The following is an 18,271-nucleotide window of genomic DNA, read 5'->3' on the forward strand; positions in this document are numbered from 1 at the left end:
CTGCCGCTCTTCAGAGCCCAGACGAACGAAACCCGGCGTTGTCGTTGTTATTTATTTATCATAGATTCGACGAAAAAAAAGCAGCGGTTTCGGCTGCTTTTCCTGGTGCCGACGGTGAGACTCGAACTCACACGGCTTGCGCCACCACCCCCTCAAGATGGCGTGTCTACCAATTCCACCACGTCGGCTTGCGTAGTTCGCGAATTATAGCGGAAGCCCGCGTTTTTGCAAGCGCTCTTTTACTGCGGCACGGCCGGCGCCTGAGAAGGCGCAGGGGCCGACGACTGCGGCGCCGGTTCGGCGGGAGCGCTTTGCATGATGCTCCCCTGCCCTTCGACGCGGCGATGGCTTGCGAGGTAGGTGAGCGTCAAGCTCGTGAGAAAGAAGAGCGTGGCGAGCACCGCCGTGGTGCGGCTGAGGAAATTCGCTCCGCCGCTTGCGCCGAAGAGACTCGCCGAAGAGCCTCCGCCAAAGGCCGCGCCCGCATCGGCCCCCTTGCCCCGCTGCAACAGCACCAGCACGATGAGTGCGACGGCGATGATGACGTGGATCGTCAAGACGACGGAAAACCAGAGTCCAGACATGATTCGTTTCCTTATCCTCGAACTACCGCGGCACCGGCCGCGGCAACGATGGCAATGAATTCCTCGACGACGCGCGAAGCCGCCCCGACGAGCGCGCCATCGCACCCCGGCACGGCGAAAACCCCTTGGGCGTTGTCCGCCTTGACGCTGCCCCCATAGAGGATCACGACCTCTTCGGCCGGCACCCCGAGCGCCATGAGCCGCTCACGCAAGAAGGCGTGCGCCTCGGCGATGTCGGCCGGCGCGGCCACACGTCCCGTGCCGATCGCCCAGACCGGCTCGTAGGCAAACCAGGCGCGGGAAAGTTTCTCGGGACCGAGCCGGGCGGCGAGCGCCGCCACCTGCCGGCCGAGCGTCTCGCGCCATCCGCCTGCCTCGCGCTCGGCGAGCGTCTCGCCGACGCAGACCACGGGCCGGACGTTTGCCGCCAACAAACGATCGATTTTATCAGCAATCCGTTCGTCCGTCTCGGCAAAAAGCTGACGCCGCTCCGAATGTCCCACGAGGGCGTAGCGACAGCCGAATTCGGCAAGCATTCCGGCGTGCACTTCTCCGGTATAGGCCCCGGCGCCAAAGGGGCTGACGTTCTGCGCCCCCCAGCCGATCGCCGTGCCCTCCAGCACCGCCCTCGCCTGGGTAAGAAAAGGAAAGGGGACACAGACGCCGACCTCGACGCCGGCCGCCGGCGGATGGGCGGCCAGCGCGGCGAGCAGGACGGCGTTGCTCGCCGTATCCCCCAAGGACTTCCAGTTGCCGAGCACGATCTTCTTCATGGGTTCGCCCCCGAGCGCATCGATGCGTTTTCCGCGACGAGCGAGGCTTCGACCGCGGCGGCGAGGTCCTCGGCCCAGCGCCGTACGAGCGCGGCGTCGCGCCCTTCCACCATCACGCGCAACAGCGGCTCGGTGCCGGACGGGCGCAATAAAATCCGTCCCTCCTGCGCAAGATCGGCCTGGGCGGCGCGGCAGGCCTCCACCACCGTCGGTTGTGCCTGCCAATCGTAGCCGCGCGGCACCGGAACGTTGCGCAAGACCTGGGGATAGCGCACGAGATCGGCGCAGGCCTGCGCCAAGGTCTCGCCCCGGCGCCGCAGGGCGGCGAGCACCTGCAGGGCGCTCACGATGCCGTCCCCCGTGGTATGGACCTCGCGGCACAGCAGGTGCCCCGAATTTTCGCCGCCATAGCTCCAACCCCGCTCGCGCAGCGCCTCGGCGACGTAGCGATCACCCACCTTGGCGCGCACGAGTTTCACGCCGAGCCGTTGCAAGGCGTGCTCCAGCCCCAGATTCGACATGAGCGTACCGACCACGCCTTCGATGAATCCCCCGGAGAGCACCCGATCGCGCACGATCACGTAGAGGAGCTCGTCGCCGTCATAGAGACGGCCCTCGGCATCGGCCATGATCACCCGGTCCCCGTCGCCGTCGAGGGCGATGCCCAGATCCGCCTCGTGCGTGCGGACCATGGCCTGCAGGTATTCGGGATGCGTCGCCCCGACGCCTTCGTTGATGTTGAAGCCGTTGGGCTGGTTGGCGAGCGCCACCACCTCGGCGCCCAGTTCGTGGAATACCGCCGGGGCCACCTGATAGGCCGCGCCATGGGCACAATCGAGCACCAGCCTCAGCCCTTCGAGCGACATCGAAGCGGGGAACGTGCTCTTGCAGAACTCGATGTAGCGGCCGGCGGCATCGTCCAGCCGGCGGGCGCGGCCCAGCTCGTGCGCCTCACGGCAGACGAGCGGTGCCTCGAGCGCCGCCTCGATCTCGGCTTCCAGCGCATCGGGCAGTTTCTCGCCGTCGGGGCCGAAAAACTTGATGCCATTGTCGGGATAGGGATTGTGCGAAGCGCTCACGACCACGCCGGCTTCCAGCCGCAGGGCGCGGGTGAGATAGGCCACCCCCGGCGTCGGCAAAGGACCACACAGCACCACGTCGACGCCGGCTGCCGACAAACCGGCCTCCAGTGCCGACTCGATCATGTAGCCGGAGATGCGCGTATCCTTGCCGATGAGCACTGCGGGGCGCTTGGCAGCACCGCGTGATTGCCGCGCGAGCACCCGCCCGGCGGCATGGCCCAACTTCAAGATGAAATCCGGCGACATCAGCGGCTCGCCGACGCGGCCGCGAATGCCATCCGTACCGAAATAACGACCCATCCTTACCCCCGGATGACAGAGGGTGCGAATTGTCGCATGAAATCAGACGGCAAGGTTCAGGCCAGCGCCCCGTCTGCGGCGACCGGCCCCAGGGCGCGCAGGATCTCGCGGGCATCGACCGTAGCCGCCACGTCGTGCACCCGCACGATGGAGGCGCCGTTCGCCCACGCGAGCACGGCGGCCGCGAGGCTGCCGGCGAGCCGCTCGCCCACAGGCCGCCCCGTGATCTGCCCGATCATGGTTTTGCGCGACACGCCCACCAAGAGCGGCTGGTGCGCCGCCAGCCGCGGCAAGGCGCGAAAGAGCGCCGCGTTGTGCGCGGGCGTCTTGCCGAAGCCGAAACCCGGATCCCACAGGATGCGCTCGCGCGCAACGCCCGCCGCACATAGCGCCGCCGTGCGCTGCGCGAGAAATGCCTCCACCTCCGCAACCACATCTTCATAGGCGGGAGACTGCTGCATGGTGCGCGGCTCGCCTTTCATGTGCATGACGCACAGGGCGCAGTCGCTGCCGGCCACCGCCTCGATGGCGCCGGGCAGGCGGAATCCGGCCACGTCGTTGATGAGATCGGCCCCGGCGCGCAGCACTTCACGCATCACTTCGGGCTTCATCGTGTCGACCGACAGCGGCACCGGCGCCCCGCGCAGGGCTTCCAGCACCGGCAGCAAGCGTTCGAGCTCCCGCTCGGCCGGCACCGGCTCGGCCCCGGGGCGTGTCGACTCCGCCCCGAGATCGAGCAGATCGACCCCCGCCGCGATGAAGGCTTCGGCCTGGCGCAGCGCGCGGTCGTGCTGCGCGCCGAGCCCGTCGCCGGAGAAGGAATCCTCGGTGAGGTTGACGATGCCCATCACTTTCGGCTCGGAGAGATCGAGCCGAAAGCGTCCAGCCTGCAGCCACCGCATCACAGCGCCGGTTCGGGAGAGTCGGGCGCCGCTCCGGGCCGGGGCTCGCTCGCCCGCCCTGGCGAAGAGCCACTGCGGCGTGGCGCACCGCCATTGCCTTGATCCTTGGGCGGACGGGGCGGGCGACCGGCCATGATGTCGTCGATCTGCTCGGCGTCCAGCGTCTCGTATTCGAGCAGGGCCTGGGCGAGCGCCTCGACCTTGTCGCGGTTCTCCTCGATGAGGCGCCGCGCCAGAGCGTACTGCGCGTCGATGATGCGCCGGATCTCGGCGTCGACCTTCTGCATGGTCGCCTCGGAGACGTTGCGGTGCGTGGTCACCGAGCGGCCCAGGAAGATCTCGCCCTCCTCTTCACCATAGACCATCGGGCCGAGCACGTCGGACATGCCCCACTGCGTGACCATCTTGCGCGCGATGTCGGTGGCGCGCTGAAAGTCGTTGGAGGCGCCGGTAGTCATTTGGTGCATGAAGATCTCTTCGCAGATGCGCCCGCCGAAGAGCACGGCGATGGTCTGCAGCAGCCGTTCCCGGTCCTGGCTGTAGCGGTCGCCCTCGGGCAGCTGCATGGTCACGCCCAGGGCGCGACCGCGCGGGATGATGGTGACTTTATGCACGGGGTCGGTCTTGTCGAGGAGCTTGGCCACCACCACGTGCCCGGCTTCGTGATAGGCCGTGTTGCGCCGTTCTTCGTCGGACATGATGAGCGAGCGCCGCTCGGCCCCCATCATGATCTTGTCCTTGGCCCGTTCGAAGTCGTCCATATCCACCAGGCGCTTGTTGCTGCGCGCGGCGAAGAGCGCCGCCTCGTTGACGAGGTTGGCGAGATCCGCGCCGGAGAAGCCGGGGGTGCCGCGCGCAAGGATGGAGACGTCGACATCGGGCGCGATCGGCACTTTGCGCATGTGCACCTTGAGGATCTGCTCGCGGCCGCGCACGTCGGGCAGCGACACCACCACCTGCCGGTCGAAGCGCCCCGGGCGCAGCAGCGCCGGGTCGAGCACGTCGGGACGGTTGGTGGCGGCAATCACGATGATGCCGCTTGCGCCCTCGAAGCCGTCCATCTCGACGAGCAGCTGGTTGAGCGTCTGCTCGCGCTCGTCGTTGCCGCCGCCCAGCCCGGCGCCACGCTGGCGGCCCACGGCGTCGATCTCGTCGATGAAGATGATGCAGGGAGCGTGCTTCTTCGCCTGCTCGAACATGTCGCGCACACGCGCCGCGCCCACGCCCACGAACATCTCGACGAAATCCGAACCCGAGATGCTGAAGAACGGCACCTTGGCCTCGCCGGCGATCGCCTTGGCGAGCAGCGTCTTGCCCGTACCCGGGGGGCCCACCATGAGCACGCCTTTGGGGATGCGCCCGCCCAGATTCTGGAAACGGGAGGGATCGCGCAGGAAATCGACGAGTTCCTGCACTTCTTCCTTGGCCTCGTCGCAGCCAGCGACGTCGGCAAAAGTGACCGTGTTGCTCGACTCGTCGAGCAGGCGCGCGCGCGACTTGCCGAAGGAGAAGGCCCCGCCTTTGCCCCCGCCCTGCATCTGGCGCATGAAGAAGACCCACACGCCGATGAGCAACAGCATGGGGAACCAGGACACGAGGATGTTGGTGAGCAGCGACGGGCCCTCGTCCGGCTTGGTCGCCGAGATGCGCACCCCCGCCTTCATGAGGTCGGAGACCATCCAGATATCCTGAACCCCCGGCGTATAGACGGTGATCTGGCGCCCATCGACGGTGAGCGCCTTGACCACGCGCCCATCGATGACCGCCTTGGTGATGCGCCCGGACTTCGCCTCCTCCATGAACTGGGAGTACTCCATGGTGTTGGCGGCGACGGGGCGCTGATCGTTGAACTGGTTGAACACCGTCATCAGCACCATGCCGATGACGATCCAGATCGCGAGGTTCTTGACGACGTTGTTCAAGGGGCGGACTCCTGGTGATGCTACCGATATCGTTTCAGAGCCCATTCTAGAGCCGTTTGTTCCGCACGCCAATAGGACTCACGATCGAAAAAAACGATCGCGACGACGGGATCAGGCAATCACGCGCCGCGATCGTTTCGGCAAAGCCGCTCAGCGGGGACGAGGTCCTCCGCCTTTCGGCCCTTTACCCCAGCGCAGGAACTCGCGATCGAACACGTCGCGCTGCGCGTCGTCGAGCTGGGTGTAGAACTTCTGCACCGCCTCGCGCAGACTGCGCACCGCCTCCAGGTGCGCCGAGAGCATCTCTTCGCGCTGCTGTAGCCGCCCCAGCGCCGTCACGGCGCGCGAGTCCTCCTGATCCCAGCGGTAGGAGAAGAACTGCTCGCGGTGCTTGTCCCAGGCAGCGACGAATTCTTCCCATGCAGCACGCTGCTCGGGGCGCAGATTCAGCAAGCCCTCGAGACGCTTGACCTCGGCCTCGTGGCGCTGCTGCATGCGTTCACGCCATTGCTCCGGCGTCATCTGCTGCCGCGCTGCCGGCCCGGCGCCCGGGCCGGCAGGGCCCATCGGCGCGGGCCCGGGGCCCATCGGCTGGGCAAACCCCGATGCCGCCGCACCGGCCAGTGCCAGCGCGAGCACCCCTTGACGCCAGCGGCGGGCACCCCCTTTCTTTATAGTCGCAGATTGCGTCGTTGCGTTCATCGTCATCTCTCCTTGCGTTCCGTCCCATAGCGGACGAGGTCATTACAGCACACCGACGAGGCGTTTTCCCCTCATCAGGGTTGCAGCGTGTAACGTTTGTTTTCGGCGACGATCGCGCATTTTTCTTTCACTGCGGCTGCGCCATAATGGAAGCGACATCTTCCTTGAGGCGGGACGTCGCGATGGAAACCCCTTATCATCTCGTTCTGGTCGACGACGACCACGAATTCCGCCGGCTGCTGGCCGAAGATCTGCGGCGGCGAGGATTCTCGGTCGATGCGGTGGCCGATGCCGCGGCGCTCGACGGGGTGCTGGCGCAACGGCTGCCCGATCTCATCGTGCTCGACTGGATGTTGCCCGGAGAAGACGGCCCCAGCATACTGCGCCGGCTGCGGGCCACCCCCCGCACCCAGGCGGTACCGGTACTGATGCTCACCGCGCGCAGCGACGATTTCGACCGCGTCTTCGGCCTGGAGGTCGGCGCCGACGACTACCTGACCAAACCCTTCCTGCCGCGTGAGCTGGAAGCGCGCATCAAGGCCATCCTGCGCCGCACGCGCGGCACCGGTGCGCAACCCTCGCTCGCGCCGCGCCGCTGGCGCATCGGCCCGGTCGAATTCGACACCGTGGCCCGCACCCTTCTCTTGCCCGACGGCACGTCGCAGCCGCTCACCGGCAGCGAGTTCGCCCTCTTGTCGCTCTTCGTGCAGCATCCCAATGAAGTGCTCACGCGCGACTACCTCATGCGCGCCACGCGCGGGCGCAGCGCCGACGTGTTCGACCGCGCCATCGACATCGCCGTGAGCCGGCTGCGCGCCAAGCTCGAGGTCGACCCGCAGGCGCCCCGGGCCATCCGCTCGGTGCGCGGCCAAGGATACGTGCTCGCCGCGCCGGTCGAAGCGATCGAATGAGCCTGCTGCCCCTGCTTTCCTTCGGACGGCGCCTGAGCACCCGGCTCGCGTGGGTGGTGAGCGCCGCCGTCGTGGCGCTCTTCGCCCTCACCCTGGGGCTGCTCGCCCATCAAAGCCGCCTCGCGGCCGAGGCGAGAGTGCAGCGCGACGCCGCCCATGCGCTCGCGCGCGCCGTCGCCGTCATGGAAGCGCTCCCCTGGAGCGAGCGGCTGCAGGCGGCGCAGCGCTGGGAATTCGCCCCATTGCTCGTCGCGCCTGCCGCGCCACCGCCGCAGGCCCGCCTCTTGCCGCTGCCACCGCTCTGGCACGACGCGCTCGCCGATTTCCTCGCTCCGGAAGACCTCTCCTTCTGGGCGATCGACACCGAGACCGGACCACGGCAAGGCATCACCGTCCTCCTCGACGATGGGACCCCCCTGAGCGCGATGTTGCCGCCAGCCCCCCGCCGCCCCCCGGGGTTACCGTGGCGCATCGTCGCGGCGCTCGCGCTTGCCGGGCTCGGTACCTGGATCGTCGCGCTCTGGGCCCTGCGCCGCGTTACCGCACCGCTCGAGCGCCTCATCCGTGCGCTCGAAACCTTCGCCACCCCTCAGGCCCCGGCCGCCCCTCTGTCCGAGCACGGCCCCTATGAGGTGGCGCTCACCGCCCGCACGCTCAACGCCTTGCAGGAACGGCTCGAGCGGCTGCTCACCGCCCGCACCGCCCTGCTCGCCGGCATCGCGCACGACCTGCGCACGCCGCTGGCGCGCATCCGCCTGCGCCTGGAATCGCTGCCCGAAGACGAGACCCGCGCCGGCATCGAACGCGACCTCAGCGAAATGCAGCGTCTCATCGAACTCAGCCTCGACTATGCCCGCAGCCTCACTCCCCGCCTCGAATACCAGGACGTGGACCTCGTCGCCTTCACCGCCGATCTGCTCGACCTCTATCACGAAGGGGGCGCCGAGATCGAGGCCGACTTGCCCGCCTCGGCGCTGACGGCGCACCTCGATCCGACCGCGCTCGGACGCATCCTCGCCAACCTGCTCGACAATGCCCTGCGCTACGGGACGCAGGCCAAGCTGCGCTTACGGCCCCTTGCCGGCGGATGCTGCGAATTCATCGTCGAAGACGACGGACCGGGCATTCCGCCCGAGGCGCGCGAGGCTGTGCTCGAACCTTTCGTGCGGCTGGAACCTTCGCGCAACCCCGACACCGGCGGCAGCGGCCTGGGATTGTCGATCGCGGCCAACCTCGCCCGCGCCCTGCATGGCCGCCTATCCCTGGAGGCAGCGCAACCGCACGGGTTGAGGGCGGTCTTGCGCTTGCCCTTGCGCCCGGATGCGACTTGCAGCGGCGGCACTGTGCCGCTATAGTGTGAAACGACCTTTCCGCCCGCAGGGAGCCCGCCGCCGTGATCACCATCGAAGTACGCGACGACTTCATTTCCGCCGCCGTCTTCGGCGAATTCACGCTCGAGGATTTCAAGGAATTCGAGGATGCGGTCGAATACCGCAACCGTTTCGGCGGTCCGGTAGACGTCTTGCTCGACCTGCGCGGCATGCTGGGGTTCACGATCGATGCCGCGTGGGAGGAATTCCGCTTCGCCCGTCAGCATCCGAGCGACTTTCGCCGCATCGCCATCGTGGCCGAAGACGATTGGCTCGCCCTGCTCACCTGGCTCGAGAGCCTTTTCCTCGAAGCGGAGATCAAGGTGTTCGATTCCGAGGAAGAGGCGCTTTCCTGGCTCAAGGAAGGGCGAAATGAACGCGGTAATCCATGAGTCCTTCGCCCATCTCGTCTCTACCCGCACGCTCGCCGAACACCTGGACGATCCTTCCTGGCGGGTGATCGACTGCCGGCACGATCTCAGCGATCCGGCGCTCGGGCGTCGGGCTTGGATGGAAGCCCATATCCCCGGAGCGATCTTCTGGCATCTGGACGAAGATCTCTCCAGCCCGCGCACCGGCACGAACGGCCGCCATCCGTTGCCGCCGTACGGCGACTTCGTTCGTTTCGTGGGGGCGTGCGGCCTCACGCCCGAGACGCAGGTCGTGGTCTACGATGACGATGGGGGGATGTTCGCGGCGCGCGCCTGGTGGATGCTGCGCTGGATCGGGCATCGGCGCGTGGCCGTGCTCGACGGCGGCTGGAACGCCTGGCGCAGCGACAACCTGCCGTTCGATCGCAGCGTTCGGCAAGCGGGGCCGTGCACCTACCCTGCCGCGCCCGAGCCGTGCATGCCCACCGTCACCACCGAAGAGCTCCTCGCCCAGCTCGGGAGCGGTCGCTTTCTCATCGTGGATGCCCGCAGTCCCGACCGCTATCGCGGCGAGAACGAGGCGCTCGACCCGGTCGCGGGGCACATCCCCGGCGCCGTCAACCGCTTCTATCGCCTCAACCTCGACGAGCACAGCCGATTCCGTCCGCCCGAGGTGCTGCGCGCCGAGTTCGCGGCCTTGCTTGCTGGCCGCGATCCGTCGGAAGTGGTGCATCAGTGCGGTTCCGGCGTCACCGCCTGCCACAACCTGCTGGCCATGGAATCGGCGGGGCTTTGCGGCTCGCGCCTCTACCCCGGCTCGTGGAGCGAGTGGTGCGCCGATGCGCGCCGACCCGTCGCCACCGGGCCCGAGCCTTGAGCCCTACTCCGGCACGTCGACCCGCACTACCTCCGGCAAAGCCCGCCCCAGGAATCGTTCGGCGATGGTCTGGAAACGCAGCGGCACGTCCGTGACGTAGAAGCGGTGCCGCGGCACGCTGCCGGCACCGGCGCGCAGACCCTCCGCACCATCGAGTACCCGCGCCGCCTGCTCGGCCGTGGTCACGGCCGAATCGACGATGCGCACCTGCGGTCCGGCGATGTCGGCGAGCACCGGCTTGAGCAAGGGATAATGGGTGCAGCCGAGCACGAGGGTGTCCACTCCTTCGGCGAGCACCGGCTTGAGGTACTCCTCGGCAGTGAGGCGCGTGACCGGATGGTCGAGCCAGCCTTCTTCCACCAGCGGCACGAAGAGGGCACAGGCTTGTGAATGCACCCGCACATCGCCGCGCAGCGCATGAATGCGAAGCGCATAGGTGTTGCTGTTGATGGTGGTCGGCGTACCGATCACGCCCACCGTGGCGTTGCGCGTGGCCGCCACCGCCGCCCGGGCGCCAGCCTCGATCACGTCGAGCACCGGCACGTTCGGTCCGGCGAGCGTGCGCACCACTTCCTGCGCCACCGCCGCCATGGTGTTGCACGCCACGATCAGCATCTTCACGTCCTGCGCGAGCAGGAAACGGGTGAGCTGGGCCGCGTAACGCGCGATGGTGTCCGGCGACTTGATCCCATAGGGCACGCGCGCCGTGTCGCCGAAATAGACGATGGATTCGAACGGTAGCCGCTCCATGAGCGCGCGCACCACGGTCAGGCCGCCCACGCCGGAATCGAACACCCCGATGGGGCGATCCGCCTTCGTCATCCTGTGCCTTCCCTGCAAAAGCGCGAGTGTAGCACCGCCCTTCAAGACACTCCATGCCGCGCGAGCGCCCAGGCGACATGCTCACGCACCAGGGCGGAGGGATGCTCGCGCCGTGCCATGAGCGCCGCCACCACCTCCGGACTCGTGGGGGCGTTGCCCAGGGCCACGGCCAGGTTGCGCAGCCACCGTTCCCAACCGATGCGCCGTATCGGACTGCCGGCGAACTTTTCCAGGAACTCGCCCTCGCTCCAAGCAAAGAGCGAAGTGAGCATCGGAGCATCCAGCCCGTGGCGCGGCGTGAATTCGGGCAGATCGACGCGCCGCGCGAAGCGGTTCCACGGGCAGACGAGCTGGCAATCGTCGCAGCCATAGATGCGGTTGCCGATCGCCGGACGCAGGACTTCGGGAATCGGCCCGGGATGCTCGATGGTCAAATAAGAGATACATCGGCGCGCGTCCAGACGATAGGGAGCTACGATCGCCCGGGTCGGACAGAGATCGAGGCAGCGCGTGCAGCGTCCGCAGTGCGGCGCAACCGGTTCGTCGACCGGCAGGGGCCAGTCGGTGAAGATCTCGCCGAGAAAGAAGAACGACCCTTCCTCGCGGTTCAACAAGAGCGTGTGCTTGCCGCGCCAGCCCAAGCCTGCGCGCTCGGCGAGCGCCACTTCCATCACCGGCGCCGAATCGACGAAGACCCGTCCCCGATGCGGCCCCATCGCCTCCATGAACGCGACGAGCCGCGCCAAGCGCACGCGCACCGCTTTGTGGTAATCCCGCCCCAGGGCATAGCGCGACACGTAGCCGAGCCCCGGGTCAGCGAGCACTTCCTGCGCCGGTGCCGCATCCGCCGGCCAATAGGGGAAGCGCAAAGAGATCACCCGTACCGTGCCCGGCACCAGTTCGGCGGGACGCGCGCGCAAAAGCCCGTGTCGGCGCATATAATCCATCTCACCGTGGAATCTGGCTTCCAGCCAGGCGAGCAGGCCCGCCTCGCACGCCGACAGGTCGGGCTCGACCACCCGCATCGCCGAAAACCCGAGCCTGGCCGCTGCTTCGGCGATCGCACGTTTGCGCGCCGCCCAGTCGATCGGTTCCACCGTCCGAGGCCTCTCATGTCCTTGCATCGCGAACTCCTTCTCCCCCTTGCCGACGAAGCCGCCACGGCGGCGCTCGCCCAGCGTCTCGCCCCCTGCCTCGCTCCCGGCTGGGTCATCCATCTCGTCGGCCCCCTTGGCGCCGGCAAGACCACCTTCGTGCGCGCAATGCTGCGCGCCCTGGGGCACACCGGCCCCGTCAAGAGCCCGACCTACGGACTCGTCGAACCGTACACCGTGTCCGGTTTGAACCTGTATCATTTCGATTTCTACCGCTTCGCGACGCCAGAGGAATTCTTCGGCGCCGGACTCGACGAATACTTCGACGGCACGGGCGTGTGCCTCGTCGAATGGCCGGAAAAAGCCGCACCGCACACGCCGGCGCCGGATCTGACGCTCGCGCTCGCGCCGCGTCCCGACGGCAGCCGCGAAGCCCGACTCACCGCTTCGACCCCGAGGGCCAGCGAATGCCTCGACCGTCTCGCCCCATCGCGCTGACCGATGCCGTCACGCCCCGCAGGCGGCGCTTTCTCGGCCAGGCGGGTGCGCTGCTTGCCGCCTTCACCCTCACGCCCCGCTTGGGCTGGGCGCAGGGAGCGGCTTTCGTCGCCGTGCGCGCCTGGCCGGCCGAAGACTATACGCGAATCACGCTGGAGGCGAACCAGCCGCTGCATTTCGAATACCAGTTCGTCCCCGATCCCGACCGCCTGGTGATCGACCTGCCGGGCATGAGCCTCGACGAAGTCCTCAAGAGCCTGCCGGGCAAGATCTCGGCCGAGGACCCCTACATCCAAGGCGTACGGGTGGGTCAGTTCCGTCCCGACGTCGTGCGGGTAGTCATCGACCTCAAGCAGAAAGCCGAACCCCAGATCTTCACCCTGGATCCGGTGGCGCAGTACCGCCATCGCCTGGTGATCGACGTCTACCCCAAAACGCCGCGCGATCCGATCCAAGCGCTGCTTGCCGAACTCGGCAACAAGCATGGGGCCTCATCGACGGCCGGCACCCCCCAGCTGAGCGAGACCCCCGACCTTCCCCCTGCCGCCGCTCTTTCTCCGCCAGCCAAGGGCCGGACTCCAGCCAGCGCCCCCTACGTGATCGTCATCGACCCTGGCCACGGCGGCGAGGATCCGGGCGCGATCGGCCGCTTCGGCTCGCGCGAAAAAGACGTGACCCTGGCCGTGGCCCGCCGGCTGAAACGTATCCTGGATGCGCAGCCCAAGCTGCGCTGCGCCCTCACCCGCAACGACGACTATTTCGTTCCCCTGGGTGAGCGCGTGCGCCGCGCCCGCGCCGCCCAGGCCGATCTCTTCGTCTCCATCCACGCCGATGCCGTCGTCTCCTCCAGCCCGCGCGGCAGCTCCGTCTATGTGCTGAGTGACCGTGGTGCCTCGAGCACCACCGCCCGCTGGCTCGCCAACAAGGAAAACGAGGCCGATCTCATCGGCGGGGTCAACCTGGGACAAAAAAACGAGCACGTCGCCAAGACCCTGCTCGATCTCTCCCTCACCGCCACCATGCAGGATTCCGCCAAGCTCGGACGGCACCTGCTCGCCTCGCTCGGCGAGATCAACCCCTTGCACAAACGCGACATCGAATACGCCAACTTCGCCGTGCTGCGCAACCCCGACGTGCCCGCCGTGCTCATCGAAACCGCCTTCATCAGCAATCCCGAGGAAGAACGCCGCCTCAACGACCCCGCCTACCAGGAGCGGTTGGCGCAGGCGATCAGCAAGGGGCTGCAGCGCTATCTCGAAGCCGCTGCACCGACGCCGCGGCTCCTGATGGCAGCCCGAGACGGCAAAGGCTGAAACGGCGCCGTTTCGCTGCACAGCCGATATAATCGAAGTTTTTTCCGGCATAGCGGCTATGCGCGTCATCCGAGGCATCGGCGGACCTCATCCGCCCACCGTGCTGACGATCGGCAATTTCGACGGCGTCCATCGCGGACACCAGGTCTTGTTGCGCCTGGTGCGGGAGCGCGCCGACGAAGCGCACGCCCAAGCCGCCGCCCTCACCTTCGAGCCCCACCCGCGTGAATTCTTTGCGCCGCAGGCCGCCCCGCCGCGGCTGAGCTCCCTGCGCGAAAAGCTCCTCGCGCTCGCCGACTCGGTGCTCGACCGCCTGCACGTGCTGCGATTCGATTCTCGCCTTGCGCGACTCGGGGCTGAGGAATTCATCGAAACGCTGCTCGTGCGCGGGCTCAACGTCCAGCACCTCGTCATCGGAGACGACTTCCGTTTCGGCGCCCGGCGCGGCGGCGGGCTCGCCGAACTGCTCGAAGCCGGCGAGCGATTCGGCTTCACCGTCGAGCCGGTGCCGGAAGTGCGCATCGACGGACTGCGCGTCTCCAGCAGCCTCATCCGTACCCTGGTGGCCGAGGGAAAGCTCGAACAGGCCGCTCGGCTGCTCGGTCGCCCTTACAGCATCGAGGGCCGGGTGATGCACGGCGAAAAGCTCGGGCGCGCGCTCGGCTTTCCCACCGCCAACATCCCCTTGTCTGCGCGCCGGCTCGCACCGCCGGGCGTCTATGTCTGCAGCGTCGTGGGGCTTGCCGCCTCGCCCCTGCCCGCGGTGGCCAACATCGGCCTGCGCCCGACCGTGGGCGGGCTCACGCCGCGGCTCGAAGTCCATCTGCTCGACTGGAGCGGCGAATGCTACGGTCGCCGCGTGTGCGTCGCCTTTTTCCACAAACTGCGCGAGGAACGCAAATTCGCCGATCTGGACGCCCTGCGCGCCCAGATCGGCGAAGACGTCGTCCATGCCCGCCAATGGCATCGGCACCACGGCGCAGCGTTCCCCCTGACCGAGGATCATCCATGACCGACTACCGCGCCACGCTCAATCTGCCCGATACCCCCTTCCCCATGCGCGCCAACCTCGCCAAGCGCGAACCCGGCTGGATCGCGCAATGGCAGCAGAAAAAGCTCTATCGCAAGATCCGCGAGGTTTGCCGCGGCCGCCCCAAATTCGTGTTGCACGACGGCCCGCCCTACGCCAATGGCGACATCCACATCGGGCACGCGGTCAATAAGATCCTCAAGGACATCATCGTGCGCTCGAAGACGCTGGCCGGGTTCGATGCCCCCTACGTTCCGGGCTGGGATTGCCATGGCCTGCCGATCGAACACCAGATCGAAAAACTCTACGGCAAGCACCTGCCGCCGGACGAAGCCCGCCGCCGCTGCCGCGAATACGCCGCCGAGCAGATCCAGCGCCAGATGAAAGATTTCATTCGCCTGGGCGTGCTGGGCGACTGGGACAATCCCTACCTCACGATGAACTTTGCCAACGAGGCGAACGAGATCCGGGCGCTGGGCAAGATCTACGAGCGCGGCTACCTCTACAAGGGGCTCAAACCCGTCAACTGGTGCTTCGACTGCGGCTCGGCCCTGGCCGAAGCCGAGATCGAGTACGCGGAGCGCACCTCGCCGGCGATCGACGTCGGCTTTCCCCTAGAAGACCCCGCCGAGCGCGCGCGCCTTGCCCACGCTTTCGGCCTGAGCGAGCCGCCGCAGGGGCCGATCTACGCCGTGATCTGGACCACCACGCCGTGGACGATCCCTGCCAACCAGGCGATCAACGTGCACCCCGAAGTCGTCTACGAGCTGGTAGCCACGCCCCGCGGCGCCCTCATCCTCGCCGCGGCGCTGCGCGAACAGGCGCTCGCGCGCTACGGGCTCGAGGGGCGCGTGCTGGGCGCGGCGCACGGCGCGGCGCTCGACCGGCTGCGTTTCCGCCACCCTTTCTACGCCCGCGACAGCCTGGTGATCGCGGCCGATTACGTCGATGTCTCCACCGGCACGGGGCTGGTGCATTCGGCCCCGGCCTACGGCGTCGACGACTTCCTCACCTGCCTCAAGGCCGGCATGCGCCAGGAAGACATCCTCATGCCGGTGCGCGGCGACGGGACCTACGACCCTGCGCTCCCCTTCTTCGGTGGGCTCTCGATCTGGGACGCGAACCCGAAGATCGTCGCCAAGCTCGAAGAAGTCGGATCGCTCTTTGCCCACGCGCCGATCCGCCACAGCTACCCCCACTGCTGGCGCCACAAGAGTCCGACGATCTACCGCGCCACCGGCCAGTGGTTCATCGCCATGGACACGATTCCCGGCCGCGCCTTGCCCGACGGCGAGACCCTGCGCGACAAAGCCTTGCGCGGCGTGGACGCTACCCGTTTCTACCCCGCCTGGGGCCAGGCACGGCTGCATGCCATGATCGCCAATCGCCCCGACTGGTGCATCTCGCGCCAACGCAACTGGGGCGTGCCGATCGCCTTCTTCGTCGACAAGACCACGGGCGAACCGCACCCCGCTACGGCGCAGCTCATCGAGGAAGTCGCCCGGCGCGTCGAGCGCGAGGGGATCGACGCCTGGTTCCGGCTCGATCCCCGCGAACTCCTTGGCGAGGAAGCCGATCGCTACGAAAAAGTGCTCGACACGCTGGACGTGTGGTTCGACTCCGGCACCACCCACGTGCACGTGCTGCGCGGCTCGCACCCCGAGCTGGGACACCCGGCCGACCTCTACCTAGAGGGTTCCGACCAGCACCGTGGCTGGTTCCACTCGTCGCTGCTCACCGGCTGCGCCATCGACGGGCATCCGCCCTACCGGGGGCTGCTCACGCACGGCTTCGTGGTCGACGGCCAAGGGCTGAAGATGTCGAAGTCGCGCGGCAACGTCGTCGCGCCGCAGCAGGTCGCCGACACGCTCGGCGCCGAAATCCTGCGCCTGTGGGTGGCCGCCACCGACTATTCCGGCGAGCTCACCATCTCCAAGGAAATCCTCGATCGCGTCGTCGAGGTCTACCGGCGGCTGCGCAACACCCTGCGCTTCATGCTCGCCAACGTGGCCGACTTCGAGCACACGCGCGATGCGGTGCCGGTGGAAGACATGGTGGAGCTCGACCGCTACGCCCTGCTGCGCCTGGCGCGCCTGCAGGCGCAGGTCTGCGCCGACTACGAGCGTTTCGAATTCCACAAGGTGGTGCAGGCGCTGCAGAACTACGCCGCCGAGGAACTGGGCGCCTTCTATCTCGACGTCCTCAAGGATCGTCTCTACACGACGCCTGCCAATGGCCTGCCGCGGCGCTCGGCGCAGACGGCGATCCACCACATCCTGCACGCCTTCGTGCGCCTGATGGCGCCGGTGCTCGCTTTCACCGCCGAAGAGATCTGGACCTACCTCACCGGCAGCGACGACGACAGCGTGATGCTGCACACCTGGCACGAGATTCCGGCGGTCCCACAGGCCGAGACGATCGAGCGGCGCTGGGCGACCGTGCTCGAGACGCGCGAGGCGGTCAACAAGGCGATCGAGGCGGTGCGCATGCAGGGCCGCATCGGCCCTTCGTTGCAGGCCGAAGTCACGATCCGCGCCCACGGCGAACGCTACACGGCGCTCGCGGCCTTGGGCGAAGAGCTCAAGTTCGCCCTCATCACCTCCCAAGTGCGCCTCGTCGAGGTCGATACCCCCGAAGCCGAGGGCATCGAGATCGAACCGAGCCCGCACGCCAAATGCGAGCGCTGCTGGCACTATGAGGCCGACGTGGGCCGCGACCCCGAGCACCCCACCCTGTGCGCACGCTGCATCGACAATCTGCACGGCGCGGGCGAGACGCGCCGCTGGGCATGAGCGCCTTCGCCCGGCTACGGCCGACGCTTGCCGTCGCCCTGGCGGTGATCGCGCTCGACCAGGGCAGCAAGATCGCCCTCTCGCGCTGGCTTCCCGAGGGCGAACGCCTGGTGCTCGCGCCTTTCCTACAGCTCGTCTCGGTATACAATACCGGCGCGGCCTTCAGCTTTCTCGCCCAAGCCAGCGGCTGGCAGCGAGGACTCTTCCTCGCCCTCGCGTTCGGCGTGAGCGCGTGGCTGTCGTGGCTCGCCGCGAGCCCGGGGGCGGAACGGATGGAGCGCTTCGCCTACGGCCTGATCGTCGGCGGCGCGCTCGGCAACGCCATCGATCGGCTGGCGCACGGCGCCGTCTACGATTTCCTGCTCTTTCACGCCGGGCGCTGGGCTTGGCCCGCCTTCAATCTTGCCGACAGCGCCATCACGGTCGGTGTGGCGCTGCTGCTGTGGCACTACCGCCGGCCCCACGATACCCCTCGCCCCGCTTCCCAGGAATGAGCGACATGACCGACACCGTCCGCCCCGACAGCCTCGTTACCCTGCACTACCGCTTTCTCCTCGAAGACGGCACCGCCGTGGTGAGCACCTTCGAGGCCACTCCCGCCACCTTGCAGCTCGGCACCGGCGAAGTGCTGCCGGCGCTCGAGCGCTGCCTGGCGGGCCTGCGCGTGGGCGAGCGCCGCGTCTTCACGCTGCCGCCCGAAGAAGCCTTCGGCCCGCATCGCCCCGAGCTCGTCGAGCGCGTGGCGCGCGCCGATTTCCCCCCGGAAGTCACCGACGCGATGACGCTCCTGGAATTCGCCGCCCCCGACGGTTCGCGCTACGCGGGGCTGGTGCGGGAACTCACCGAAGAATACGGCGTCGTGGACTTCAACCATCCGCTCGCCGGCAAGACCGTCCGGCTCGAAGTGCACATCATCGGCATCAGCTGA

General features: G+C 67.7%; 18 protein-coding genes and 1 tRNA gene. 10 read left to right on the forward strand and 9 right to left on the reverse strand.

The features are described 5' to 3' along the window. Window positions 1-103: 103 nt before the first annotated feature. The 7 genes from EPD82_RS02385 to EPD82_RS02415 form a co-directional block, all read right to left on the reverse strand. Window positions 104-188 (reverse strand) — tRNA-Leu (locus tag EPD82_RS02385). Window positions 189-239: 51 nt separating this feature from the next. Then, a complete protein-coding gene (secG, locus tag EPD82_RS02390) occupies window positions 240-584 on the reverse strand; it encodes a preprotein translocase subunit SecG (RefSeq protein WP_055423517.1) in 345 nt (114 codons plus the stop codon). An 11-nt stretch (window positions 585-595) separates the two neighbouring features. Beyond that, on the reverse strand, window positions 596-1,357 hold the full coding sequence (gene tpiA, locus EPD82_RS02395) for a triose-phosphate isomerase (RefSeq protein WP_141054995.1): 762 nt from the start codon (window positions 1,355-1,357) through the stop codon (window positions 596-598). Continuing rightward, window positions 1,354-2,739 carry a phosphoglucosamine mutase gene (gene glmM / locus EPD82_RS02400; protein WP_141054998.1) on the reverse strand — a complete coding sequence of 462 codons (1,386 nt, stop codon included), beginning with the start codon at window positions 2,737-2,739 and terminating at the stop codon, window positions 1,354-1,356. Before glmM ends, tpiA begins: the two co-directional genes overlap by 4 nt. Window positions 2,740-2,795: 56 nt before the next feature. Beyond that, the gene (gene folP / locus EPD82_RS02405) at window positions 2,796-3,641 is read right to left on the reverse strand and encodes a dihydropteroate synthase (protein WP_141055001.1); all 846 of its coding nucleotides are present in this window, start codon (window positions 3,639-3,641) and stop codon (window positions 2,796-2,798) included. Continuing rightward, window positions 3,641-5,563: an ATP-dependent zinc metalloprotease FtsH gene (ftsH, locus tag EPD82_RS02410; protein ID WP_055423513.1), complete on the reverse strand. Its 1,923-nt coding sequence runs from the start codon at window positions 5,561-5,563 to the stop codon at window positions 3,641-3,643. Before ftsH ends, folP begins: the two co-directional genes overlap by 1 nt. 150 nt (window positions 5,564-5,713) lie before the next feature. Further along, window positions 5,714-6,265, reverse strand: coding sequence for a Spy/CpxP family protein refolding chaperone (locus EPD82_RS02415; RefSeq protein WP_157287450.1), 552 nt, complete (start codon window positions 6,263-6,265; stop codon window positions 5,714-5,716). Between the two features lie 182 nt (window positions 6,266-6,447). Between EPD82_RS02415 and EPD82_RS02420 the strand changes: the two genes are divergently transcribed. From EPD82_RS02420 to EPD82_RS02435, 4 genes are read left to right on the forward strand one after another with little or no spacing between them, the layout of a single operon-like run. Beyond that, window positions 6,448-7,176 carry a response regulator gene (locus tag EPD82_RS02420; RefSeq protein WP_141055004.1) on the forward strand — a complete coding sequence of 243 codons (729 nt, stop codon included), beginning with the start codon at window positions 6,448-6,450 and terminating at the stop codon, window positions 7,174-7,176. Then, the gene (locus tag EPD82_RS02425) at window positions 7,173-8,531 is read left to right on the forward strand and encodes a sensor histidine kinase (RefSeq protein ID WP_170210771.1); all 1,359 of its coding nucleotides are present in this window, start codon (window positions 7,173-7,175) and stop codon (window positions 8,529-8,531) included. The genes EPD82_RS02420 and EPD82_RS02425 overlap by 4 nt, the downstream gene beginning before the upstream one ends. Window positions 8,532-8,569: 38 nt before the next feature. Then, complete coding sequence (locus EPD82_RS02430; RefSeq protein ID WP_055423509.1) at window positions 8,570-8,938, forward strand: SpoIIAA family protein; 369 nt, start codon at window positions 8,570-8,572, stop codon at window positions 8,936-8,938. Then, window positions 8,919-9,794: a sulfurtransferase gene (locus EPD82_RS02435; RefSeq protein ID WP_141055010.1), complete on the forward strand. Its 876-nt coding sequence runs from the start codon at window positions 8,919-8,921 to the stop codon at window positions 9,792-9,794. The genes EPD82_RS02430 and EPD82_RS02435 overlap by 20 nt, the downstream gene beginning before the upstream one ends. Window positions 9,795-9,797: 3 nt before the next feature. Here the strand turns inward: EPD82_RS02435 and murI are convergent, their stop codons facing one another. Both murI and queG read right to left on the reverse strand, forming a co-directional pair. Then, window positions 9,798-10,616, reverse strand: a complete 819-nt coding sequence (gene murI, locus EPD82_RS02440) for a glutamate racemase (protein ID WP_055423507.1) — start codon at window positions 10,614-10,616, stop codon at window positions 9,798-9,800. Between the two features lie 41 nt (window positions 10,617-10,657). Further along, window positions 10,658-11,740 (reverse strand): tRNA epoxyqueuosine(34) reductase QueG, encoded by a 1,083-nt coding sequence (queG, locus tag EPD82_RS02445; RefSeq protein WP_141055014.1) that lies wholly within the window; start codon window positions 11,738-11,740, stop codon window positions 10,658-10,660. Between queG and tsaE the strand changes: the two genes are divergently transcribed. The 6 genes from tsaE to EPD82_RS02475 are packed head-to-tail and all read left to right on the forward strand — an operon-like array spanning window position 11,729 to window position 18,271. Then, window positions 11,729-12,208, forward strand: a complete 480-nt coding sequence (gene tsaE, locus EPD82_RS02450; RefSeq protein WP_055423505.1) for a tRNA (adenosine(37)-N6)-threonylcarbamoyltransferase complex ATPase subunit type 1 TsaE — start codon at window positions 11,729-11,731, stop codon at window positions 12,206-12,208. The two genes, queG and tsaE, sit on opposite strands and share 12 nt — an antisense overlap. After that, on the forward strand, window positions 12,178-13,521 hold the full coding sequence (locus EPD82_RS02455) for an N-acetylmuramoyl-L-alanine amidase (protein ID WP_141055017.1): 1,344 nt from the start codon (window positions 12,178-12,180) through the stop codon (window positions 13,519-13,521). The genes tsaE and EPD82_RS02455 overlap by 31 nt, the downstream gene beginning before the upstream one ends. 58 nt (window positions 13,522-13,579) lie before the next feature. Continuing rightward, window positions 13,580-14,533 carry a bifunctional riboflavin kinase/FAD synthetase gene (locus EPD82_RS02460; protein ID WP_141055020.1) on the forward strand — a complete coding sequence of 318 codons (954 nt, stop codon included), beginning with the start codon at window positions 13,580-13,582 and terminating at the stop codon, window positions 14,531-14,533. Then, window positions 14,530-17,343, forward strand: a complete 2,814-nt coding sequence (ileS, locus tag EPD82_RS02465) for an isoleucine--tRNA ligase (RefSeq protein WP_141055023.1) — start codon at window positions 14,530-14,532, stop codon at window positions 17,341-17,343. The genes EPD82_RS02460 and ileS overlap by 4 nt, the downstream gene beginning before the upstream one ends. Continuing rightward, the gene (lspA, locus tag EPD82_RS02470; protein WP_141055026.1) at window positions 17,340-17,837 is read left to right on the forward strand and encodes a signal peptidase II; all 498 of its coding nucleotides are present in this window, start codon (window positions 17,340-17,342) and stop codon (window positions 17,835-17,837) included. Before ileS ends, lspA begins: the two co-directional genes overlap by 4 nt. A gap of 5 nt (window positions 17,838-17,842) precedes the next feature. Then, on the forward strand, window positions 17,843-18,271 hold the full coding sequence (locus tag EPD82_RS02475) for an FKBP-type peptidyl-prolyl cis-trans isomerase (protein WP_055423500.1): 429 nt from the start codon (window positions 17,843-17,845) through the stop codon (window positions 18,269-18,271).

The sequence above is a fragment of the Tepidiphilus succinatimandens genome, assembly GCF_006503695.1.
Lineage (GTDB): Bacteria > Pseudomonadota > Gammaproteobacteria > Burkholderiales > Rhodocyclaceae > Tepidiphilus > Tepidiphilus succinatimandens.